This window comes from Phaeobacter sp. NW0010-22, assembly GCF_040365955.1.
GTDB lineage: Bacteria > Pseudomonadota > Alphaproteobacteria > Rhodobacterales > Rhodobacteraceae > OMPR01.
This window is the reverse complement of the sequence record NZ_BAABWT010000006.1, coordinates 107204-129983: the sequence shown is the minus strand read 5'-3', so window position 1 is coordinate 129983 and position 22780 is coordinate 107204. Positions and strand designations below refer to the sequence as shown.

Below are 22780 nucleotides of genomic sequence, written 5' to 3'. Positions count from 1 at the left end.
TATCGCGTTGCTGCTTGAGCGCAGATCACCGTTGGTTCGAGAAGGTGAACATGGACTGGAGCGCATACATCACACGATCCAGTAGGAAGCCGATGATGCCGATGGTGAACACCGCGACCATAATCCGTGCCAGCGACTGCGAGCTGCCGTTCTGGAATTCATCCCAGACGAATTTGCCAAGGCCGGGGTTCTGGGCCAACATTTCGGCCGCAATAAGCACCATCCAGCCAACACCTAGCGACAGGCGCAATCCCGTGAAAATCAGCGGCAGAGCCGAGGGCAGTACCAGTTTGGTGATTTTGGTGTAGGTGTTCATTTTCAGCACGCGGCTGACGCTCACGAGGTCCTTGTCGATACTGGCGACACCAAGTGCCGTGTTGATCAGCGTGGGCCAAAGCGAACAGAGCGTCACCGTGATGGCCGAGATCAGGAATGACTTGGAAAACAGTCCGTCGTTGGTCGTGTAGGTGGCTGAAACGATCATCGTGACAATTGGCAACCACGCCAGCGGAGAGACAGGCTTGAAGATCTGGATCAGCGGGTTCAGTGCGGCATTGGCCGTCGCTGAGAGGCCCGCGGCAATGCCCAGTGGAATGGCCACGACCGAGGCGATCAGAAAGCCGAAAAAGACGGTTTTGATCGAGGTCCAGATTTGATCATAGTAGGTCGGCTTTCCGGTGTAGACGCGGTCGCGAACCTTGTCTGGCTGGCCGTTGGCGATGTGTTCGGCGTTGCGCTCGTCCTGACGTTCATAAAACGCCACCTCGCGTTTGCCCTCGCGGATGGCGTCGGCCCGCAGTTCGCCGACCTGTTCCCAAACCTGCGCCGGTCCGGGGACAGCGCCAAGGGAGGTTTGCACCTGCGGCGCCAGCGTGGCCCAAAGCCCGATGAAGACGGCAATCGCAAGCAGCGGCACCCCCAACAGGCGCCAGATTTCCTTGGCTTGTCCGCGCGGGTTATCCCCAGCCGCGGCTTTTAGAATGGGCGTCATCCAGGACAGGCCAAACACGCGAAACCAGGCATCGGCCTTGTTAATGCGGGCAAACCAGCGTTGACGGCGGGCCTCTGTGTCCAGTGTGATAGGGTCAATAGCGGTCATATCGGGTGTCCAACTGCTGCTTTTGAAAAGAAGGGGGAGCGGCCGCCCGACGCGCGCTCTGGCGGGGCGGGCGACGGTTAATTAGCCTTGAATTTCACCTTCGATGACGATCTGGCCCGACTTCAGGCCAATCGGCAGGCTATCGACATAGGCATTGGGCGCGTGCCCATCGAAGGGGATGCCATCAATGATGTCCGCCGCCGGTGTCGGAGCCTTAAAGCCATCGCTGTCCCAAGGGAAATCCACCTCGTCCGCCAGCCCTTCGTCGACCAGCAGGCGTGCAGCCCCAAGATAGATATCAGGGCGGTATACATCAGCAGCGGTCTCGAAATACCACTCGTCCGACATGGTTTCGGTGATCTGCCCCCAGCGGCGCATCTGGGTCAGATACCAGATGGCATCTGAATAAAAGGGATAGGTCGCGTTGTAGCGGAAAAAGACGTTGAAGTCCGGTGCCGGGCGCACATCGCCTTTCTCGAATTCAAAGAACCCCGTCATCGAGTTGGCAATAACCTCGAAGTCCGCACCAACATATTCGGACCGCGACAGGATCTCGACCGCTTGAGGGCGGTTGGCGTTGTCGTTCTCGTCCAGCCAGATCGCCGCCCGGATCAGGGCCTTGGTCAGGGCCAGCGTCGTGTTGGGATTCTCCTCTGCGAATTCTGCAGTGATGCCAAAGACCTTCTCGGGGTTGTTGTTCCACATGTCGTAGTCGGTGATGACGGGAACGCCGATGTTCTTGAACACCGCTTGCTGGTTCCAAGGCTCGCCCACGGCGTAACCAAAGATTGTGCCAGCCTCCATCGTGGAGGGCATCTGGGGGGGCGGTGTTACCGACAATAGCACATCCGCGCCGATCTGGCCGGAAATATCCTGTTCGCTGTAGTAACCCGGTTCAAGCCCGCCAGCCGCGAGCCAGTAGCGGATTTCATAGTTATGGGTGGAGACGGGGAAGACCATACCCATGTTGAATGGCTCGCCGCGATCAAGATAGTCCTCGACCACGGGGGCTAGCGCGCTCGCGCTGATCGGGTGCTGCGGGCGGCCATCCTCCATCAGAGGTACGTTGGGGCGCATCTCTTCCCAGATTTCATTGGAAACAGTGATGGCGTTGCCGTTTAGGTCCATCGAGAACGGCGTGACGATATGGGCTTCGGTTCCGTAGCCGATTGTTGCAGCCAGTGGCTGACCTGCCAACATATGCGCACCATCAAGCTCGCCGCTGATGACGCCATCCAGCAAGACCTTCCAGTTGGCTTGCGCCTCAAGTGTCACAAAAAGCCCCTCATCCTCGAAATATCCCAGCTCATAGGCCACGGCCAAAGGGGCCATATCTGTCAGCTTGATAAAGCCAAGGGTCAGGTCTTCCTTTTCCAGATCAAGGGACTGGGCCGCAGCCGAAGTTGCCAACAGGCTGGAGGTGGCCAACAGCATCGCGAGAGTGTTTTTCATATTCCGTTCCTTTCACGGCCCCAAAGGGCGAAAACAAAAAAAGCCGCGCGTAAAGATCACGGGGGAGGAGGTCCGTGTTCCCTACGAGCGGCTTTGCTCTAGAATGTTGCGCGACCTGCATCGGCCAGCGCGGATTAATGGGCGACGTTGCCCCTTGGTGTCATGATGCCTAGGCGAGCGCGCTCTTTGCAATGAAAATGCTGCAATGCCGCATGGATTTTTGCTGCAGTGCAGAGGCTGCCCAAGATTTCATCGTTTTCCACTCGGGAAGTCGAAGGTTCTGCCATCAAAGAAAGCGTCTTGTGCAAGAATCATATGGCCGCCGGTAGACGCCACAGCAGTTTCAACTTGCAATCCACCTTCGACTTTCTCGGATGCTCCAGGCAAGTCGGCGCCGATCCCGCTGAGGTTCTGGCGATACAGATCAGAACGAAAACAGGCCTTGGCCTTTTGAATACCCGCGGTGTCCGCGCCCAGTTGCTGGGCGATCCATGCCGCTTGGCTTCGCCACGGAAAGGATGCGGCATGGTTGTGAAACTGCAGGAAATGCGCCACCGGTTCGGGCGCATGGTTTAGTCGGGGCGTGATCTGACCCGATACAGCGGGATCAATAAGATCGGGCGACATGCTGAGATGTTCGCTGCGTGCCAGTATCTCGACGGCGAGTGTCCGGTTCTTGCGCGCATCAAGCCATGCCGAGGCACGAAAGACCGCCCGCATCAGTCTGCGCGCGGCATCCTCGTTGAACCCGGCCCAATCATGGCGCACGGCCAGCACCTTTTCGGGCGCGAATTTCCAGACGTCGCTGCCTGTCATCATCAACTGCCCAACATTCTGCTGAACCGCCACGCTGCCCCAAGGCTCGCCGACCCAGAACGCATCCACGAACCCATCTGCAACCGCATCGGCCATGCGCGACGGCGGCACGGTGACCTCCTCTACGGCGAGGTGCTCAACCGTCGAGGTCCAATACGACAGCAGTAAGCGATGCATAGAGTAATGAAAGGGAACACCGATCCGCAGCGGGCCTGACTGGCGCGCTGCAAGCGCTGCCAATAGTGCCTGCGCATCACCAAATGGCAGATCGCCCAGCTCAGCCGCTACAGCATTCGAAACCCCGAATACCGTGCCATTCACCGACAAAACCATCAGCGTATCAATCCGCGCGGGCAATCCGCCGAGCCCGATCGACATGGCAACCGGCATAGGGGAAAGCATATGCGCCGCATCAAGAGAGCCAAAGGCCAACATATCCCGCAACGCCGACCAAGACGGTTGCGCCACTAGATTGAGAGCAAGCCCCTCTTCAGCGGCAAAGCCAAGGTCTTTGGCGATCACTAAGGGCGCGCAATCGACCAGTGGAACGTAGCCGCAATTCAAGACAATATCGTTCATGACAACAGCTCCGCCGCCGTCACCAGAGCGTGAGCCACGTCGATAACCTTGCGGTTCTGCCCCATCGCCGTCTTGCGCAGCAGCGTGTAGGCGTCGTCCTCAGACATATTTCGCTGGCGCATTAGGATGCCTTTTGCACGATCTATTGTCTTGCGGTCCTCCAGCGCCTGTTTCGCGGCATCAAGTTCCGATTGCATCTGGCGCATGATCTTGAAGCGCGCGATTGCCGTCTCGAGAACCGATTTGATCCGCTCCATATTGAGGCCATCAACGACATAGGCACTGACCCCTGCGTTCAACGCCGCCTGCGTCAGGTTTTCATCGGTCTGATCCACAAACAGCGCCACAGCGCGCTTGGAGGTTTCCGTCGCAAAAGAGATATGTTCAAGCGTGTCGCGATCGGGGTTGGTCAGATCAATCAGAACGATATCCGGCATGAACTCCTTGACCGTGCGGTCCAGTGCCGAAATCTGTGCCAAGGCTTTCAGATCCGACCAACCGGCATCCGTCAAAGCGTTGATGATCCCAAGCACGCGCTCCGGATCAGGCTCTACAACAAGGATGCGCAAGTCATGGTTCATGGACTCGTCATTTTGCGCCGGTACAAGGAACGTCAACTGCCCGGACGCTGCTAAAGCCTTCTACCTTTTGACCTGCAATCAAATTGAGCAACTGGCGCCCAGCTGCATATTTTTTCAACACATTGCGAGCAAAGGGTGGCTGGTGTGTACGGTGCTCACGCATTCATTCGAAACAAACCGCGCAAAGACCAGATCGATTATCGGCTTAGGGAAGGCCGCACCGCGCGCAATTGCTCGAGGTGAATGTCCGCAATGGGCGAGCTGACCATCTTGGCCCGCCTTCAACCATGCCTTTGCAAAGATCACTAACTGCGCAGTACTGCCTTCGGTGCATACCAGAGGACGATCCTTTTGATTGGATTACTGCATAAAGGCGTCATGAAAGATGATCACCTCGACTTAATATTCAAGGCACTCTCTGACAGCGCGTGCTGTCGCATAATCGACCGCCTGAGCAAAAAGTCAGGTCAGTCATTGTTCGAAGTATGTGCTGCTTCGATTGCCGAAGGTGGAGTTGCGTTGTCCCATTAGACGGTCTCACAGCATCTCGCAGTCTTAGAGGAGGCTGAACTAATTGAGATTATATGGAAGGGGCGCACAAAGGCTCACTCTTTGAGCATCAATGAAAATCACGCCACCGCTGCATCTTGGCTCATGAAATACAAAAAATGGAGAAGAAGAATGAAAATCTATGTGACCCATGTCTTCGCCGATGACCAAGATAAGGCCGAGACGTTTTATACTGAAGTCCTCGGCTTTAAGGTGAAAAACAACGTCCCATTGGGTGAGCATCGTTGACTCTCAGTCGTGTCGAGCGAAGACCCTGAACGAAAAGAAAATCTGCTTGAGCCAAGCGACCATCTCGCCTTGAAGCCTTCTAAAGAAGCACTGTTTTTCGATGGAATCCCTGCACACTCCTTTCAGGTGGTAGATCTTGAGATAGACCGGAAAAGGTTGGGTGAAATCGGTGTTAAGTTCACCGTTGAGCCGATGGATGCGGGTCCGGTCCATATGGCGGTTTTCGACGACACTTGGGGAAACCTCATTCACTTGATCCAAATGATGGACACAACCCAACAGCCAGTGTTGCACAGCCCGCGAAATCATCACCCCAGCAGCGGTACAAGCCGTTAGATCAAGCAACAGAAACCAGTAGCATGGATTCAGGGCAGACCCGTGGCGGTGCAGTAAAGCAAGAAATCATTCGCCACGACGTTCTGCGACCAGACTTCTGACGCATCAACAGATGGCTCGTGACAGCCTAGGCCAGACGTCTTCATTTCTTGGAACGTTTGTTAGGCGTGTACGTCCCCCGTCCCAATCAAAACCAGCATAAGTTAACAAAGCTCCAATTTGATCGAATAGACCAACATGGGCGAAAGAAGTGCCGCCAGGCAAGGCCTGTCCTCGAACATAGATTAAGGCTCGAAACCCAAGCGGCTTCGAACCTCAGTTATCAACAGACTCCTGGATTTACTCGATGGCAGGCAAGCCCGTCACCGCTTCAAACGCATCAGAGTGGGCTTCGACATGATGTGGATCACGCGTACCGGGTAGTACTTCGAAGAATGGATCGAAATCGACCATCGCCTGTGCAAGCACACCCAATATTGTCGGGTCGCCTTCAATTTGCGCGGTGCCATCGGCCAATTGAGCCTCCAACTCCTTCTCACCAGCCATTGTTTGTTCCAAGTCGCTGCGATTGATCGTCAGCGTCACGTCCGGCGTCGGCGAAAGGAAGCCCTCCACGTTGGTCAACGTCGCGTTTCTGAGTTCGACGAGGAACTTCTCACCATTATCGGGAGTGATTAAGTTCATAGTGAATTCATGACCTTCGACTTTGCGGCTATCCATTTTGATGGCCAGGAAGTTCAGGAACAATTCCGTCGACATCGCACGGATCACATCCGGAGACGAGGGGTCAGGGATGTCACCTTCGGGAATGCCAGACCGCAATTCAAACGCACCTGAAAGGAAAGAATTCCTTAGTCCCGGATTTTCCTGCTGATAACCGATCTGCTCATAGACATCCGCCAGCAGATCTTTGGCTGCTTGGTTATTTGGTTCGGCCTGCACCAGTTTGTTCAAGATCTCAGTCGCAAGGAGGTATTCTCCTGCGTCATGCAGGGTCCTTCCCTTGGTCATGATCGCATCTGAGCCCCCCATCATCTGGACATAAAGAGGGGCGGAATCCGATGGTGACAAGGGGATCAAAGTAGCCGGATTGCAGTCCCAGAAGCCGATGTATCGCTGAACCACGCCGCGGCTATTGTGTTCAGGTGAACCGTGATATCCCCGACAGTGCCATTTGTTTTTCAGGCTTTGCGGTAACTCATATACGTTGTGGATCTGATTGATGGTGACACCCTTGTTCACAAAATGCAGAACCTGATTGTTCATGTGTGCGTAAAGATCCCGCTGGTCGCGCATGATTTTCTGTAGACGGTCATTGCCCCAGCGTGGCCAGTGGTGCGAATAAAACATCACTTCGGCCTCTTCGCCATACAGGTGCAATGCACGTGACATGTATTTTGACCACCTTAGCGGATTACGCACCGGGGCACCGCGAAGGGTATAGATGTTGTGCAGAGTCCCCGTGATATTCTCCGCCATCCAAAGCGCCTTCATGTCCGGGAAATAGGTGTTCATGTTCGAGGGGGCCTCGGTGCCGGGGGTATTCTGGAAGATCATCCGCACCCCATCGATTTCGAGCTCCTCAATATCGTCCTCAATAATTCTCGTTGGGGCAATAAGACCAACTGCACCAGCAGATACGCCTTGTCCTAAACCCTGACCCGCATACCCATGCGGGCTGGCGGGCAAAAGCAGCCCATATTGGTAGAACAAACGACGGTTCATAGCGTTACCGGCATAGACGTTTTCCGAGATCGTATGCTCCATGAAATCACGTGGTGCGATAATCTCGACCTTGCCGGCCTGGACATCCGCTTCGTCGACCACACCGCGTACCCCGCCCCAGTGGTCACCGTGAGAGTGGGAATAGATCACAGCAGTCACAGGGAGCCCTTTGCCGACATGCTCTTGGAACAGCTCAAGGGCCGCGCGCGCAGGTTCCGCAGAGACCAACGGATCAATCACAATCCACCCCGTTTTGCCACGAACGAAAGTTATGTCGGACAAATCAAATCCGCGCACCTGATAAATGCCCGGAATGACTTCATAAAGTCCGTAATTCTGGTTGAGCCGTGAGATACGTTGCATGGACGGGTGTATGCTGTCGAAATCCGTATCACTGTTTAAGAAATCAAAGCGTTCCATGTCCCATGCCACATGACCGGCGTCTGCCATAATCTTCTTTTCAGGCATTTCGGCGATGAGGCCGCGTTTTTGTTCGTCAAAATCCTGAGTGTCTGAAAACGGCAACGTTCGCCGGGCTTCGTCAAGTTTGTCGAGGGTAAACTGGGACGGTGCTTTACCCTTTGGGTGGAAATGCCCGTCAAGCGGCGCGGCTTCCTGCGCGTGGGCCACGGCATCGTCCAAAAGAACTGTTCCGGAAACAGCAAAGGCAGTACCCACGGTTGGAATAGCTTTGAGTAAATCGCGTCTGGTCGTCATGGTACTTCTCCTCGTTGATTACTTACAAATTCACAGCCGATGAGGTGGCACTGGCTTTCAAAACCGGTACAAATACTTGTTCGAGCGCTGTAATTTTCATATATTGCAATGCTAGCATGTCTCGCTTGGGCAGACTTGATCACCTGATCAAGTCATCAAAGTGGATACGTTGCCCTGGTTTGATTTGGCGCTGTGTAGGAAGCTGGAGGTGAGATGGCGAAGACACAGAAGCTGACGACAGAGCACAAGGATGTACTACGAGGCTCTGGCTGGCTGTCTACAAGGCGTCCGGCTTTTCAGGACGCGTGGCTTGCGCTGGGTACATTGAAGACACTGGAAATTGGACAAGTGCTATATCCCCGTGGGAAAGCGCCGTCTCATGTGCACGGCCTAATTTCGGGGCAAATAGATGTGCAAATACTGGCCCCGAATAACGAGGAATTGGCCTTTCCGTCTGGGCAGCAAAGCAAGTGGTACAGCTTTTCTGACGTGATTACTCATGAGCCTGCTGCTGGTCTGGCCATTGCCCGGCAACCCTCAGAGTTGTTGTGCATTTCAAGTAGGGAATTCCTGCAATTCCTGAATGAGGATCCGAGCCGCTACGTTGACATCATCGCGCATGACAATTCCCTCCGACGTCAAATTCAGGACGTCATCGCTGAGCTCGTCACAGGCGATGGTGTTGAACTGGTCGCGCGGCGTTTGACTTGGATGATGGAAACAGATCGCTTGGACAAGTCAAACTCGGTCGTCATATCCCAGATGGACTTTGCGCTGAGTACCGGGGTGTCAGTCCCCACGGTGCAACGTGCATTTCGGGACATGAAGCGCAGGGGAATTCTAGAAACTTCCTATGGAAAAATCGTTATCAAGGATCTCAACGCTCTGAAGGCCTTTACTGAAATGCTTGGATCAGACTGATCCATTGCAGTGGAGCATCGATGAGTGTCTCAACTGAGAAGTGCGCGCCCCGGAAATGGTCTGTGAATACTGCATCCTGTGAAAGCCTGCTTTTCTGAACCACTGTTGCGCTTCCCAAGCCGGTTTCCTGCGCATCGTTTTCGCCCCATTCCGAGAAATGCGCAGCCAAAGCCAAACGCGTGCGCTGCACCTGTGGGATGGGCAAGCCGACGTTTACAGAACCTATTTCCTGGACGCAGTGTCGGCGGACTCATATAAGTCTCGACAAGCAAAATTAGCGATATTGCGCCCAGAAAGCGAAACATACGTATTATTAAGTACAACACCAACACCGGTTGACGCATAGTCGGCGTATGTACAGGACAACGCTTTCATTCTTACTGGCCGCTGGCCTGACGGTGCCTACATCCGTCAGCCCTTGTGGATTTCACAACTACGCACCACAGCCGACATTGGTTGATCGGTTACTGGGAAGCGACCAAATCGTTCTTGCCCGTTCTGCGCCCAACAACCCGTTCCGGTTCGAGGCATATGAGGCGTTGGAGGGGGGGCTCAACTTTTCAGAAATTCCTCTACTTGTCGACAGCACCACGCGCAGGCGCTTTGCACTGGATACCAATGCTGCTGTTCTGTTTGCGCGGGACGGAGCTTATGGGCCATGGCAACGCCTTGCCTATGTTGATGCAGCAATGGCCCCGGTCGTACGTACAGTCATGGCGCGGTTACCTTCTTGGGAACTCGGTGAGGGAACAGATCGGTTTCGTTACTTCGCGACATTGGTCGGGCACCCCGAGGACCGGATCCACAAGTTAGCATTGCGCGAGCTGGATCAGGCCGACTACAGCCTTTTACGCAGCCTTGACCTGAGGATTGACACCCCGCGGTTAGTGGCGCGATTGAACCAGCTAAATGAAAACGAATTCAAAGCCATACGTATACTTCTTCTTGGCCTAAGTGACGATGTCCAGCTAGGCGACCGATTGGCGAAAGGTGTTCAATACAACGTCAGGTCCGGAGGGACGTATCTTGGCGCATATGCGACAGCTTTGATTGAGCTTGTGGGGCCGGATGCGGTCACGAACCTTGCCGCTCGCTTCTTGACCAATCGGGAAATTCCGCTTCAGACGCGGGAACTTTTGATTGAAGCGATTGCTTTACACGGAGGTACTGACGACCAAGACATGGAGGCGTCAATATCACAGGCCATCAACAGCGCACTTTGGATAGATCCTAGGCTCGCAGCTGCCGCAGCGCGCCAGTTTGGCGCCAGAGGGAACTGGTCGCTTCAGGATGCGGTGCAAGCACTGCTTGAGGAAGGAACCGTGCTTGGCGTGGCCGACAAACAGGATGTGTCTCACTACGTGGTGCTTGCCAAAGAGGCTTTGGAGAAACCGTAAAAGAGTCCGATTTCAAACGATAACATAGACCGTTGATTTCATAGGGTAGGGCGCCTCAACGGCGACCATGCGATAGCAGCAATGCAATGTGAGACGCGGAAGTGGAAGTCGGTACAGAGCTCTGAAGGCTTAGCCTGAGAACGCCGAGCCAAAAGGCAATGACGGTTAGAGGGTCACTGAGCTCGAGAACCTGAGGGGGAAGCGAAACCCAACCTATCAATCCTGTCAGGCTAAACGCTCACACAGCCTGAATAGAAATTTGATGTAGGGATGTAATGTCCGAAAGTCGGCTTGCCGCAAGCAGCACTGCAGCGAGGCCTATGCGCTGAAGCGTGTGCCAAGTGGAATCAGGGTCCTGACGTCCGCAGGCAGCCCTCAGCAGGCCTGACGCTCAAACCTCTCGCAGCGAAAGCGGATGTTGGCGACGGCTTGCTGTAGGGGCATAAGGCGAAAGAAGCGACTATGCGTACCGCATTGTTCCACGACTGCAATGTCCATGGAAATCAGGCGCAATCTGGTAAGGCGTTTTGCTCTATGTCTCAGGCTTCTTCCTCTAAATCGTAGATGGGGTCGAGCACCAGCAAGAGACGGGATTCTCCGCTTGCCTCAATTGGCGGCGAGCGATGGAGAATTCGCGTTCGCGCATCACTCGGCCAGTTGGTGCCGCGTAAAACGACGGGACAGCTTTGAGGAACCGATATGACTACATCTGGATCACATCCCAGTTTTGCCTCGCCAAGCTGGGTAGTCTGGCCGCGATAGGTACAAACCAGCCGCGCGGTCACGGCATCTATGTGGAATTTTCGACAGGCGTTTGTGGTGACAACATCCAAACGCACTCGCAGATGCTGGACATTCATCAAATCGGAAAAATGCAATGCCAAAGCCGCGATATCATCAATCAGTAAATTACGCGCGGCCGCCTTTGGCACACCAGATGTTTCGCAGATTGAGAATAAAGCCTCTTTGACCCGATCAGCCCGTAGAATAACACGCGCCCGAGGCAGTTGCTCAGGCTCAAGCGCATTTAGCCAGGGTTGGATTTGCGGCGGGGGTTGACGTGATAAGATCACCGCTGCGCAGCCTGCATCCCGGATCGCCGATAGCCCACTTACTGTATTTGCGATCGTCACACCGGTTGGAACGCGCAAGGCTAATGTTGCCACGTCCAGCGCGGTCACTGGTGCTGTCCCCACCGTGGGAATGGGTCCTGCAGGTCTTTCCAATCTTCTGGACGAAACTCATCGGCATCGAGCAGAGCAGAATTTAGCCGCGCGCAAATGGTCTCACGTTCCAAGCCAACACCGATAAAAACCAGCTCTTGTCGGCGATCCCCCCAAGGTTCAACCCAATTTCTGGCAATTTCAGCTTGCGCCTGGGGATGGGTGGGGAGGCGGTCTTTAGGTACCGCAGCCCACCAAAGACCCAAAGGTTTTACCGATGACAAGGCGCCAGCAAGGCTGAACTCAGCGGCCCATTGCGGTTGAGTCGCGATCCAGAAGTGCCCTTTGGCACGGATCACACCCGGTAAAGTCCCATTGAGTATTTCATGTAGCTTTCGCGGATCAAAAGGCGCGCGCGCATGATAAACAAAAGAGCCGATCCCGTATTCTTCGTCTTCCGGGGTGTGATTTGCGAAACCATAAAGCTCCTTGGCCCACATCGGATGTTCATGGGCCGTGTCAAAGTCAAACAATCCAGTATTCAAGATCGATGCGGCTGAGATATCCGAATGGTTGGTTTCAATAACTTTCGCATCGCCATTCAAGGCACGGATGATTTTGAGAGCGGTATCTGTCCGTTCGCGTCCAGCATCGGCAACCTTATTGAGGATCACCACATCTGCAAATTCGATCTGTTCCGTCAAAAGACTGACTAGGCTGCGATCATCTTGCTCGCCCAGGGATTCTCCTCGATCTGTCAGAAAATCATGACTTGAAAAATCTTCTAGCAAATTCACCGCATCAACGACCGTGACCATGGTGTCCAGGCGTGCAACATCTGACAGGCTCTGGCCGTCTTCATCGCGAAAATCAAACGTTGCTGCGACCGGAAGCGGTTCGGAAATACCCGTAGACTCGATCAGCAGATAGTCAAAGCGACCTTCTTTGGCCAGATGGCGTACTTCTTTCAGCAAGTCATCGCGAAGGGTGCAGCAGATACAGCCGTTGGACATTTCCACGAGCGTTTCCTCAGAACGAGACAGCTCTGTGCCTTCACGCACCAGATCGGCATCAATGTTGACCTCAGACATATCATTAACAATCACTGCTACGCGCTGCCCGTCCCGATTGTTCAATACGCGGTTTAATAGCGTTGTTTTACCAGCCCCAAGAAACCCGGATAAAACCGTTACGGGAAGGCGGTTGTCTGATGCATCGATGTCTTTCATTGCAACGGTTCTTTCATTTCAGGTTCCAAAGGGTAGGGCGGGTTTGGCGTGAACTGTTATGTTATTCCATAACATACCTCAATCCCAAATTTCCCTCCCTCTGGCTCGCCTATCGGATGTCAGCCAACATTCTACTCAGCCAGCAAAAGACACTACAATTCTTCGCAGCTATGCCCTGTCTCCAAATGTCAGAACCCAAATGGCAGTCTAAGGGGCCTGCCGACTGTGCATGGCTGCGTTTGGGATAGCTGTTGAAATTGGTCCAGCGAATGTTTTGAAGAAAAGTTGGTCAAGATCCAGAGTTCAGTCTTGACCCCTTTGGCGTCATAACATAACCAACACGAACACTGCGCGGGCGTTGTGTAGTGGTAAGACCTTAGCCTTCCAAGCTAATGACGCGGGTTCGATTCCCGCCGCCCGCTCCATTTTCCGATATATGTTGAAACGAAAGACGAATTCCGGATTTTTCGGGATTTTCACGTGCGTTTTCTCCTACGACTTTAGGGTCGCGGCATCTGGTCGCTTGACCCGCCCGACGCTGAGGGCCAAGAAGCGAGATCAGGATCTGGCTGATGCTGGATAGAAGCGCGAATTCAATAAACTGTCACAAGGGCCCAACATGGCAAGATCTCAGACTGCGCAATCAGCGCCGAACCAGGTGCCAGGTGGCAGCGAAGAGCGTGCAACGTCAAAGAAGATCGGCGTTCTTTCGGCTCTTTGGCCCTTTATGGTGCCTTACAAGGGCCTGATGCTCGGGGCGGGTGTGGCTTTGGTCATAACCGCGAGCATGTCCTTGATGTTGCCGTTGGCTGTGCGCCGTGTCGTCGATAATTTCCGTATCGCTGACGAAGCTCTGTTGGATCAGTACTTTATGGCCGCTTTGGTGATCGCCGGGATGCTCGCAGTGGGGACCGGTTTGCGATACGCCTTGGTGACCCGATTGGGTGAGCGCGTGGTCGCAGATATTCGCATGGCCGTTTTCGATCGTGTGATCGGGATGAGCCCAGAGTTTTTCGAAAAGATCATGACGGGCGAAGTGCTTAGTCGGATCACCACTGATACAACTTTGATTCAATCGGTTTTAGGGTCGTCGGTTTCAATTGCATTGCGCAATGTGCTTTTGTTTGTGGGCGGCTTGATATTGATGCTGCTGACGTCGGCCAAGTTGACTGGTTTGGTTCTGCTGATCGTGCCCGCTGTGATTGTTCCGATCTTGGTCTTGGGGCGGCGATTGCGGGTTATCAGCCGGGAAAACCAAGATTGGATCGCCGCGTCGTCTGGAAATGCAGGGGAGGCGTTGGGCGCCGTACAGACAGTACAGGCGTTTACACACGAAGCCGCCAGCCGGGCACAATTCGCAGACATGACCGAGACGTCGTATCAGGTGTCTCGTACCCGCATTCGAACGCGCGCGATGCTGACTGTCATTGTTATTTTTCTGGTTTTCACTGGCATCGTTGGTGTTCTGTGGATGGGTGCGAATGATGTTCGCGCTGGTATAATGAGCGAAGGCGCGTTGATCCAATTCGTCATCTACGCGGTGCTTGTTGCCGGTGCCGTCGCGGCCTTGTCTGAGATCTGGAGCGAGTTGCAACGCGCTGCAGGTGCGACAGATCGTTTGATCGAAATGCTCAACGCCGAGGATACGGTTCAAAACCCACAAACGGCACAGCAATTGCAAGAGCCAGTGGCCGGGGCCATCGCGTTTCAGGATGTGACGTTCCGCTATCCTGCGCGTCCCGATACTGTTGCTCTTGATGGGCTGAGCTTGATCGTAAACCCCGGTGAAACCGTTGCGTTTGTTGGTCCATCCGGCGCTGGCAAAACAACTGTCATTCAGATGATTCAACGGTTTTATGATCCTGACCAGGGGATAATATCGTTGGACGGCGCAGCGTTGACAGATCTCAACAAAGATGAATTCCGCAAGCACATTGCCTTGGTCCCACAAGATCCGGTGATTTTTGCTGGATCTGCGCGTGACAATATCCGGTTCGGGCGTCCTGATGCCACCGACAGCGAAGTTGAAGAGGCCGCAAAGGCCGCCGCCGCGCATGACTTTATCTCAGCTCTGCCAGATGGATACGATAGCTTTGTTGGCGAACGCGGAGTTATGTTGTCGGGTGGACAGAAACAGCGGATTGCGATCGCACGTGCGATTTTGCGCGACGCGCCTGTTTTGCTGTTGGACGAAGCAACCAGCGCCTTGGATGCAGAAAGTGAACGCGCGGTTCAGGCCGCAGTGGATGAGCTGAGCGCGGGGCGTACAACGCTGATCGTTGCGCACCGGCTTGCGACGGTCAAAAAGGCCGATCGGATTGTGGTCATGGACGGCGGACAGATTGTAGCACAGGGCAGCCACGATGAACTGGTTGCTGAAGGTGGATTGTATGCGCGTCTGGCCAAACTGCAATTTACCGACGGGAGTATCGGCGGTTAAACTTGGTTGGCCGGGCGGGGCTGATCTCACGCAAAGCACCGATCTGATCTGAATAAAAGGCGCGGTTCTGTAAGGGCCGCGCTTTTGAGTCGTGGCGTCATTTCGCTAGGTCTTGAAAGTGACGCTAAGGCGTTGCTTGCATGGCAACCAAAATCCCCCCATCCTGTGGACAAGGATGAAATGCCCGGCACAAGGGCAATCAAATAGGGAGGAATGTTCATGGCCTTTACGGGTATGGAAGATCGTTTGAAGATCGAAAGCGAAATGCCTTGGGAGGATCGGGACGTTCCGGTGACGCTCTATCAGATGCTGTCATCAACCACGAAAAAGTTCCCCACCAACAGTGCGACCAGTTTTCAGATTTTCTCAGGTCCGACAGACAAGGCTGAAACCTTGAATTGGCAAACGCTGCACGACAAAACTGTTCAGGCTGCAAACCTGTTCCGGTCTTTGGGTGTGGGCGAGAATGACGTCGTTGCTTATATTCTGCCGAACTGTAACGAGACCCTGATTTCATTTCTGGGCGGGGCAGTAGCCGGCATCGTCAACCCGATCAATCCGTTGTTGGAGCCGGAACAGATTGCGTCGATCCTCAGGGAAACCAAAGCCAAGGTTGTCGTAACGCTAAAGCCGTTCCCCAAAACCGATGTCGCAGAAAAAACTGCCGAGGCCGTGCGCCATGCACCCGGCGTGAACACAGTGCTCGAAGTGGATCTGAACCGCTACCTGACGCCACCGAAATCCTGGATCGTGCCACTGATCCGTCCCAAGTTAGAAAACAAAGAGCGTGTGGCCCATGCGGATTACAAAAGCTTTACCAAAGAGCTGAAGAAACAACCCAAAACGTTGCAATTTGCTGACAGCACCGAAGACCGGGTTGCCTGCTATTTCCATACGGGTGGCACCACCGGGATGCCCAAAGTGGCACAGCACAAATATTCCGGCATGATCTACAATGGCTGGCTGGGTCACACGCTGCTTTATACCGAAGAAGACGTGATCATGTGCCCGCTGCCCCTGTTCCACGTGTTTGCCTGTCATGTGATCGTCATGGCCTCGGTCGCCAGTGGCGCGCATGTGGTTTATCCAACACCGCAAGGCTATCGCGGCGAAGGGGTGTTTGATAACTTCTGGAAACTGATCGAACGCTGGAAAGTCTCGTTCATCATCACGGTTCCCACCGCAATCTCTGCGATCATGCAGCGCCCCGTGGATGCTGATGTCAGCTCGGTTCAGCGCGCCTTTTCAGGCTCCGCGCCTTTGCCAGTCGAGCTGTATCGTCGTTTCGAAGAGGCGACTGGCGTGAACATCGTCGAAGGGTATGGCCTGACCGAAGCCACTTGTATGGTTTCTGGCAACCCTGTGGATGGTGAGAAAAAGATTGGCTCAATCGGTATTCCGTTCCCCTACACGGATGTCAAAATCGTCAACGTGACGCCCGAAGGTCCGGTCGAAGCCGCGACAGACGAAGTGGGTGAGATCTGTATTTCAAACCCCGGTATTTTTCCAGGCAACACCTATACCGAAGCCGACAAAAACAAAGACCTCTATCACTATGAAAAGTTCCTGCGCACCGGGGACTTGGGGCGTGTGGATGCGGACGGCTATGTCTGGATCACCGGACGTGCCAAGGATCTGATTATTCGCGGTGGCCACAACATTGATCCGGCTGAAATCGAAGAGGCCTTGCTGGGTCACGAGGCGGTCGCCTTTGCCGGTGCGATCGGTCAGCCTGACGAACACGCAGGTGAGGTGCCCTGTGCCTTTGTCGAACTGGTCGGTGGGGCCAGCACCACCCCCGAAGAACTGATGGAATATTGCAAGGTCCACGTGCACGAACGCGCGGCACAGCCCAAGCATATGACAATCCTGCCTGAGCTACCCAAAACGGCTGTTGGCAAAGTCTTTAAGCCAGAGCTGCGCAAACAGGCGATTACTCGGATTTACAACGCTGCTTTGGATAAAGCCGGTGTTGCGGCACGCGTTGAAACCGTGATCGACGATAAGAAACGTGGACTGGTTGCACAGCTTGCACCAAACGGAAGTTCGGACCAAGATGTGAGCGCAGTCCTTGGCGGGTTCACGCGTCCTTGGGAGTGGCAAAGCTAATCGGAGGAAACATGGACTATAACGCGCTGATAGATGAGGAAACTTGGGCATTTATTGCCCGTACCCTCGAAAGTTATCCCGAAGATGCGGTCGAGTTGACCATCGAAGGGCAGCGCGCTGTCTATGACACCATGTGCCGGGAATTCCATCAGGGATACCCGGACGGTATCTCGGCCACAGATGTCAGCGCCAATGGTGTGCCAGTCCGTGTCTATTCCGCGGGTCAACCCACACGAACCGTCGTCTATTACCATGGCGGCGGTTTTGTCGTTGGTGGGTTAGAAAGCCATGATGATGTCTGTGCTGAAATATGTGTGCAGACTGGATATCGGGTGGTTGCGGTTGATTACCGCCTGTGCCCAGAATTCCGTCATCCTGTGCAGTTTCAAGACAGCTGGGCCGCCACTCAGTGGGCCGCATCAGAATTCGGTGATCCTTTGATTTTAGCCGGCGATAGTGCCGGCGGCAACTTGGCAGCCGCGGTCGCACATTTTTCTCGCGGACGGTTGGACAATGTTCTGGGGCAGGTGCTTATTTACCCAGGCCTGGGTGGGGACATGAGCAAGGGATCTTATCTAGATCATGCCAATGCCCCGTTGTTGACCTTGGCGGAAATTCAGTTTTACCAAACCGTCCGTTTTGACGGGGAAGAACCCGTTGGCGATGCAACCTACGCCCCTTTGCAGGACACAGATTTTGCGGGTCTGCCGCCGTCGGTAATCGTTACGGCAGATTGCGACCCACTACGCGATGATGGTCGGGACTACCGGGATCGGATTCAGGCGGCGGGGGGGCTCGCCCATTGGATTAACGAAGACGGCATGGTGCATGGGTATCTACGCGCCAGAACGACCGTGACACGGGCCCAAGACAGCTTTGAGCGGATCTCGATCGCGATCGAAGCGTTGGGGCAGGGGCTCTGGCCGTACGATTAAGCCGCGATTTCGTACAATTCATGAAATGAAAAGGGCGCCATTGTACGGCGCCCTTTGTTTTAATGCGCTGTGCGTCTCTATTTCAAAAACGGTTTGGCTTTCATTGTGTCCGCGATCGGGGCCCCCATGCGGGACAGGATCGTCGGGGCCAGCTGCAGCTGATCAATCACGGCGTCTTGCTCGGGGCCTTCGGCGTCTCCGAAATAATAAAGCGCGGTTTCCTGTTGCAATGGACCACGACCACCATGGTGACCGCGTTCATCTTGACCGTGGTCTGCGGTTACGATGACTTCGTATCCTAGATCACGCCAGCGTGGAATAAACGGAGCAAGCATTTCATCCATCACGAAACACGCATGGTCCATCTGTTGGCAATCATGGAAAAAACGATGCCCCATGCTGTCCAACGTGCAGGTGTGCAAGATGCCGTAATCCAAACCGAACCGCAGCGCGAGGTTGGTGAGGGTTCCAAACAGATCCACATCCGAAGGCGTCATTTGGTTGTCGTGCCCATATCCAGTCATGGAATGAAATCGGCCATGGTTGATGGTTTTGCTTTCGGGTTCGTCATATTCGACGTCGCGAACATAATCGAAAGGATGACGGTTAAAGAACTGCGACCAAAAGCTATGCGTCACAGCGCCTGTCACACCACCACCTTCGCGCACCTGACTGAACACGTCCTTGTGGCCTAGCCTGAACACGTTGCCATTGCCGGTGCATCCGTGCTCAGCAGGGGTCACGCCCGTGTGGATCGAGGCATAGCAGCTGGCAGAAATGGACGGCAGCACAGCGCGCAGCTTCCACACGCGGGCATCGCCGCTATCGACCCACCCCTCGAGGTTGCCAAACAACCGGCGGAAGTTGCGGTAGGGCACCCCATCCAGAATGATTAAAAGCAGTTTCCGGTCCATCGCGATCTCCTTTTCGCGTCACAGGATTTCGAACAAGCCTAGCCTGTTCAAGCTTAGGGACACGTCCGTTCACGCCCCAAATAGTAAAATCCCGACGCCTGCCAAGGTGCAAAACGCCGGGACTTAATATGTTCATGAAAGTGCCGTGGAAAACGACGGCTTAGTTGCCTGCGCTTTCCATCTTACGATGGGCCACAACCTCTTCCAGCCAACCCAGCCGCATCTCGGGAACCGAGCTGAGCAGCAGGTCCGTGTAATCATCGAAGGGGGGGCTGAGAACCTCAGATTTCGATCCGTAGCGCGCCACGCGCCCCTGATACATCACTGCGATGGAATCAGAAATCGCCCGAACCGTTGCCAGATCGTGGGTGATGAACAGATAGGCCACGTTTTCAATCTTTTGCAGATCGAGCAGTAGCTTGAGAATGCCGTCCGCAACCAAGGGGTCGAGGGCCGATGTGACCTCATCACAGATGATCATCTTGGGTTTTGCAGCCAAGGACCGCGCGATACAGACACGCTGTTTTTGGCCCCCCGACAATTCAGCCGGATAACGATCCATGAACTTTTCGCCCAGTTCGATCTCATCCATAAGTTCGATGACGCGCTTGCGCTTTTCATCACCGCGCAGACCGAAATAGAACTCGAGCGGACGACCGACGATTGTACCCACGGTTTGACGCGGGTTCATCGCCGTGTCCGCCATCTGATAGATCATCTGCAATTCGCGCAGATCCTCGCGCGAACGTCCCGCAAGATCGGGGGACAGCGACCGTCCGGCAAAATTGATATCACCATCGCGTGGCGGCAAGAGGCCGGTAATGACCCGCGCCAGGGTCGACTTGCCTGAGCCGGATTCACCCACCACAGCCAAGGTTTGACCGGGGTGCAGATCGACACTGACATTGTGCAACACATCAAAGTTGGTCCCTTTGTATCGGGCAGTGATGTTGTTGACACTGAGAACAGGTTCGGGCGTCGGCGCCTTTTCTTCGTGTTCAATCGAGCGCACAGACACGAGCGCCTGTGTGTACTCTTCTTGAGGGTTGTTGATGATCTGATCGGTGTTTCCGTATTCGATCATGTCCCCCATCTTGAGCACCATGATATCGTCGCTTACCTGTGCCACGACCGCAAGATCGTGGGTAATGTAGAGCGCAGCAACACCGGTGTCATGAATAGCTTCTTTGATCGCCATCAGAACGTCGATTTGGGTTGTTACATCCAACGCCGTCGTCGGTTCATCAAAAACCACCAGATCGGGTTCTGGGCACAGGGCCAAAGCTGTCATGCAGCGTTGGAGCTGTCCACCAGAGACCTGATGGGGATAACGCTCGCCGATGTTGTCAGGGTCGGGCAAGCCGAGTTTGGCAAACAAGACACGGGCGCGGGCTTCGGCGTCCTTGGTGTTGAATTTGCCCTGTTCAACAGCCGCTTCGATCACCTGTTCCATGATCTTTTTTGCGGGATTGAACGAGGCTGCTGCGGATTGAGACACGTATGTCACTTCGCCGCCGCGCAATTTGCGGATATCCTTGATTTTGGATTTCAGGATATCGCGGCCATTGATCCAAACCTCGCCACCAGTGATTTTCACACCGCCCCGGCCATAAGCCATCGAGGCCAGACCGATGGTCGATTTACCAGCACCTGATTCACCGATCAGGCCCAACACCTTACCGGGCTCGAGGTCAAAGCTGACCCCGTGCACGATTTCGATGTCATGTGGTTTTTCCCCCGGGGGGTAGACCGTGGCGCCGATTTTCAGGTTACGGACTTTCAGAAGTGGTTCGCTCATCCGCGGCCCCCTTTCAGCGAAGTGGTGCGGTTCAGAACCCAGTCAGCAATCAGATTGACCGAGATCGCCAGAGTGGCAATTGCAACAGCAGGGTACAGGGCTGCACCGATGCCAAAGTTAATGCCCTCTTTGTTTTCTTTCACGATTCCGCCCCAATCAGCGAGTGGTGGCTGAACACCGACACCCAGGAACGATAGCGTTGAAATAAACAGAACCATAAAGATGAAGCGCAGGCCAAGTTCTGCAACCAGAGGAGACAAAGCATTTGGCAGGATTTCCCGGAAGATGACCCAACCAATCTTTTCACCGCGCAGGCGCGCTGCTTCGACATAGTCCATGACTGTGATGTCCACCGCAACAGCACGCGCAAGTCGATAAACACGTGTTGAGTCCAGCAAGCCCATCAAAACGATCAGCGTCAGGACGGTTGCCTCGATGCTGGACAAGATGACCAACGCCAAGATCAACGAAGGGATTGACATCATCAGGTCCACGAAGCGGGACAAAACCATGTCAATCCAGCGTCCTGAAACAGCCGCCAAGAAGCCCAGAGAGGAGCCTGTTACAAAGCTGAGGATGGTCGCAAGGGTCGCGATCCAGATGGTCGTCCGCCCCCCGTAAATCATCCGGCTGAGTAGGTCCCGACCGATTTGGTCAGTGCCCAGCAGATGCGCAGAAGAGGAGGGTTCCCAGACATCACCAACAACTTCGGCCATGCCATAGGGAGAGATAACCGGAGCCAGAGCAGCGGCGATGAAATAGGTGGCGGTAATCACCAGTCCGATGAGGGCTGAGATAGGGATATTCTTCATCATTTTGGATGCCTCAGCCTTGGGTTGGTGAAGATGGAGACAACGTCAGCGATGATGTTCAGGATAATGTAAACGGCGGCAAAGATGACGCCGCAAGCCAACACCACAGGCACATCGCGTTTCACAACAGCATCAACCAGATACTGTCCCATGCCGGGGTAGGCGAAAACCACCTCGACCACGACAACACCCACAACCAGATATGCCATGTTGATCATGACAACGTTCACGATCGGAGCAATTGCATTAGGGAACGCGTGACGTGCGATGACTTGAAAGCCACTGAGACCTTTAAGCTCAGCCGTTTCGATATAGGCCGATTGCATCACGTTCAGGATCGCAGCGCGAGTCATACGCATCATGTGTGCAAGAACAACCAATATGAGCACTGCAACAGGCAATGCGATCGCGTGCAACTGCTCAAGCAGTGACATCGAGGAGGAGATATTGGCAAAAGACGGTGCCCAGAACAATTTGACCGCAAAGAAGAAGATCAAAATGTAGGCGATCATGAACTCTGGCAGGGAAATAGACGCAAGCGTGATGCCTGAGATCATTTTGTCCGGCCAACGGTTCTGGTAGCGAACCGCAATCAATCCCAGAATAATAGCCAGAGGAACTGAGATCAGAGCCGCCCAGAAGGCGAGAAAGAGTGTATTGGCCATGCGGCCTTGGATGCTGGTTGCGATGTCCAGCTTGTTTGTTAGCGCAACACCCATGTCACCGGTTAAGATACCCCCTAGCCATTCGAAATAGCGGGTCAACGGCGGGCGATCGAGCCCCATTTCTGCGCGCAGGTTTGCAAGAGATTCAGGAGTGGCGGCTTGACCAAGAATGGCCTGAGCGGCGTCCCCTGGGAGAGCTTCGGTCAATCCAAAGATCAGTGCCGAGGCGGCGATGAGGAGAAGTAGGCCCAGCGCTAAGCGCTGAGCTACAAGTTTAACGATCGGGTGCATGAT

16 protein-coding genes, 1 tRNA gene and 1 pseudogene are annotated in these 22780 nt (G+C 54.4%); 7 read left to right on the top strand and 11 right to left on the bottom strand.

Annotation, left to right across the window (positions count from 1 at the left end; translation table 11 throughout):
• Positions 1-25: 25 nt before the first annotated feature.
• From ABWV33_RS14345 to ABWV33_RS14330, 4 genes are all read right to left on the bottom strand, one after another.
• Positions 26-1099, bottom strand: coding sequence for an ABC transporter permease (locus ABWV33_RS14345; RefSeq protein ID WP_113823391.1), 1074 nt, complete (start codon positions 1097-1099; stop codon positions 26-28).
• Between the two features lie 81 nt (positions 1100-1180).
• A complete protein-coding gene (locus ABWV33_RS14340; protein WP_353331693.1) occupies positions 1181-2551 on the bottom strand; it encodes a CmpA/NrtA family ABC transporter substrate-binding protein in 1371 nt (456 codons plus the stop codon).
• Positions 2552-2800: 249 nt separating this feature from the next.
• Positions 2801-3946, bottom strand: a complete 1146-nt coding sequence (locus ABWV33_RS14335; protein WP_353331691.1) for a CmpA/NrtA family ABC transporter substrate-binding protein — start codon at positions 3944-3946, stop codon at positions 2801-2803.
• Positions 3943-4527 carry an ANTAR domain-containing response regulator gene (locus ABWV33_RS14330; protein ID WP_113823394.1) on the bottom strand — a complete coding sequence of 195 codons (585 nt, stop codon included), beginning with the start codon at positions 4525-4527 and terminating at the stop codon, positions 3943-3945. Before ABWV33_RS14330 ends, ABWV33_RS14335 begins: the two co-directional genes overlap by 4 nt.
• Positions 4528-5181: 654 nt before the next feature.
• Between ABWV33_RS14330 and ABWV33_RS14325 the strand changes: the two are divergent.
• Positions 5182-5661 (top strand): annotated as a pseudogene (locus ABWV33_RS14325) (VOC family protein).
• 339 nt (positions 5662-6000) lie between these two features.
• On the opposite strand, the gene ABWV33_RS14320 reads toward ABWV33_RS14325, so the two are convergent.
• Complete coding sequence (locus tag ABWV33_RS14320) at positions 6001-8103, bottom strand: alkyl/aryl-sulfatase (protein WP_353331689.1); 2103 nt, start codon at positions 8101-8103, stop codon at positions 6001-6003.
• A 213-nt stretch (positions 8104-8316) separates the two neighbouring features.
• Here ABWV33_RS14320 and ABWV33_RS14315 point away from each other — a divergent pair, with 213 nt between their 5' ends.
• Together ABWV33_RS14315 and ABWV33_RS14310 are read left to right on the top strand one after the other, a co-directional pair.
• A complete protein-coding gene (locus tag ABWV33_RS14315) occupies positions 8317-9024 on the top strand; it encodes a Crp/Fnr family transcriptional regulator (RefSeq protein WP_353331687.1) in 708 nt (235 codons plus the stop codon).
• A gap of 353 nt (positions 9025-9377) precedes the next feature.
• The gene (locus ABWV33_RS14310; RefSeq protein ID WP_353331685.1) at positions 9378-10421 is read left to right on the top strand and encodes a hypothetical protein; all 1044 of its coding nucleotides are present in this window, start codon (positions 9378-9380) and stop codon (positions 10419-10421) included.
• A 539-nt stretch (positions 10422-10960) separates the two neighbouring features.
• Here ABWV33_RS14310 and ABWV33_RS14305 read toward each other — a convergent pair.
• Positions 10961-11602 (bottom strand): DUF1826 domain-containing protein, encoded by a 642-nt coding sequence (locus tag ABWV33_RS14305; protein WP_353331683.1) that lies wholly within the window; start codon positions 11600-11602, stop codon positions 10961-10963.
• Positions 11599-12813 carry a GTP-binding protein gene (locus tag ABWV33_RS14300; protein ID WP_353331681.1) on the bottom strand — a complete coding sequence of 405 codons (1215 nt, stop codon included), beginning with the start codon at positions 12811-12813 and terminating at the stop codon, positions 11599-11601. Before ABWV33_RS14300 ends, ABWV33_RS14305 begins: the two co-directional genes overlap by 4 nt.
• Positions 12814-13164: 351 nt before the next feature.
• On the opposite strand from ABWV33_RS14300, the gene ABWV33_RS14295 reads away from it, so the two are divergent.
• The 4 genes from ABWV33_RS14295 to ABWV33_RS14280 all read left to right on the top strand — a co-directional run bounded on the left by ABWV33_RS14295 (position 13165) and on the right by ABWV33_RS14280 (position 18297).
• Positions 13165-13238, top strand: a tRNA-Gly gene (locus ABWV33_RS14295).
• Positions 13239-13432: 194 nt separating this feature from the next.
• Positions 13433-15253 (top strand): ABC transporter transmembrane domain-containing protein, encoded by a 1821-nt coding sequence (locus tag ABWV33_RS14290; protein WP_353331679.1) that lies wholly within the window; start codon positions 13433-13435, stop codon positions 15251-15253.
• A gap of 219 nt (positions 15254-15472) precedes the next feature.
• Positions 15473-17362 carry an acyl-CoA synthetase gene (locus tag ABWV33_RS14285; protein ID WP_121999713.1) on the top strand — a complete coding sequence of 630 codons (1890 nt, stop codon included), beginning with the start codon at positions 15473-15475 and terminating at the stop codon, positions 17360-17362.
• Between the two features lie 11 nt (positions 17363-17373).
• Positions 17374-18297: an alpha/beta hydrolase gene (locus ABWV33_RS14280; RefSeq protein ID WP_353331677.1), complete on the top strand. Its 924-nt coding sequence runs from the start codon at positions 17374-17376 to the stop codon at positions 18295-18297.
• 77 nt (positions 18298-18374) lie between these two features.
• Here ABWV33_RS14280 and ABWV33_RS14275 read toward each other — a convergent pair whose 3' ends face one another.
• From ABWV33_RS14275 to ABWV33_RS14260, 4 genes are all read right to left on the bottom strand, one after another.
• The gene (locus tag ABWV33_RS14275; protein ID WP_353331675.1) at positions 18375-19211 is read right to left on the bottom strand and encodes an alkaline phosphatase family protein; all 837 of its coding nucleotides are present in this window, start codon (positions 19209-19211) and stop codon (positions 18375-18377) included.
• A gap of 160 nt (positions 19212-19371) precedes the next feature.
• Positions 19372-21009: an ABC transporter ATP-binding protein gene (locus ABWV33_RS14270; protein ID WP_121999694.1), complete on the bottom strand. Its 1638-nt coding sequence runs from the start codon at positions 21007-21009 to the stop codon at positions 19372-19374.
• The gene (locus ABWV33_RS14265) at positions 21006-21821 is read right to left on the bottom strand and encodes an ABC transporter permease (protein WP_353331996.1); all 816 of its coding nucleotides are present in this window, start codon (positions 21819-21821) and stop codon (positions 21006-21008) included. Before ABWV33_RS14265 ends, ABWV33_RS14270 begins: the two co-directional genes overlap by 4 nt.
• Positions 21821-22777 (bottom strand): ABC transporter permease, encoded by a 957-nt coding sequence (locus tag ABWV33_RS14260; RefSeq protein ID WP_113823406.1) that lies wholly within the window; start codon positions 22775-22777, stop codon positions 21821-21823. The genes ABWV33_RS14265 and ABWV33_RS14260 overlap by 1 nt, the downstream gene beginning before the upstream one ends.
• Between the last annotated feature and the right edge of the window lie 3 nt (positions 22778-22780).

Excerpts from the sequence above, each read along its gene's own strand:
- ABWV33_RS14300 (WP_353331681.1), bottom strand. The coding sequence starts at position 12,813 with ATGAAAGACATCGATGCATCAGACAACCGCCTTCCCGTAACGGTTTTA.
- ABWV33_RS14280 (WP_353331677.1), top strand. The coding sequence starts at position 17,374 with ATGGACTATAACGCGCTGATAGATGAGGAAACTTGGGCATTTATTGCC.
- ABWV33_RS14315 (WP_353331687.1), top strand. The coding sequence starts at position 8,317 with ATGGCGAAGACACAGAAGCTGACGACAGAGCACAAGGATGTACTACGA.
- ABWV33_RS14260 (WP_113823406.1), bottom strand. The coding sequence starts at position 22,777 with ATGCACCCGATCGTTAAACTTGTAGCTCAGCGCTTAGCGCTGGGCCTA.
- ABWV33_RS14345 (WP_113823391.1), bottom strand. The coding sequence starts at position 1,099 with ATGACCGCTATTGACCCTATCACACTGGACACAGAGGCCCGCCGTCAA.
- ABWV33_RS14310 (WP_353331685.1), top strand. The coding sequence starts at position 9,378 with ATGTACAGGACAACGCTTTCATTCTTACTGGCCGCTGGCCTGACGGTG.
- ABWV33_RS14265 (WP_353331996.1), bottom strand. The coding sequence starts at position 21,821 with ATGAAGAATATCCCTATCTCAGCCCTCATCGGACTGGTGATTACCGCC.
- ABWV33_RS14335 (WP_353331691.1), bottom strand. The coding sequence starts at position 3,946 with ATGAACGATATTGTCTTGAATTGCGGCTACGTTCCACTGGTCGATTGC.
- ABWV33_RS14330 (WP_113823394.1), bottom strand. The coding sequence starts at position 4,527 with ATGAACCATGACTTGCGCATCCTTGTTGTAGAGCCTGATCCGGAGCGC.
- ABWV33_RS14340 (WP_353331693.1), bottom strand. The coding sequence starts at position 2,551 with ATGAAAAACACTCTCGCGATGCTGTTGGCCACCTCCAGCCTGTTGGCA.
- ABWV33_RS14275 (WP_353331675.1), bottom strand. The coding sequence starts at position 19,211 with ATGGACCGGAAACTGCTTTTAATCATTCTGGATGGGGTGCCCTACCGC.
- ABWV33_RS14285 (WP_121999713.1), top strand. The coding sequence starts at position 15,473 with ATGGCCTTTACGGGTATGGAAGATCGTTTGAAGATCGAAAGCGAAATG.
- ABWV33_RS14270 (WP_121999694.1), bottom strand. The coding sequence starts at position 21,009 with ATGAGCGAACCACTTCTGAAAGTCCGTAACCTGAAAATCGGCGCCACG.
- ABWV33_RS14290 (WP_353331679.1), top strand. The coding sequence starts at position 13,433 with ATGGCAAGATCTCAGACTGCGCAATCAGCGCCGAACCAGGTGCCAGGT.
- ABWV33_RS14320 (WP_353331689.1), bottom strand. The coding sequence starts at position 8,103 with ATGACGACCAGACGCGATTTACTCAAAGCTATTCCAACCGTGGGTACT.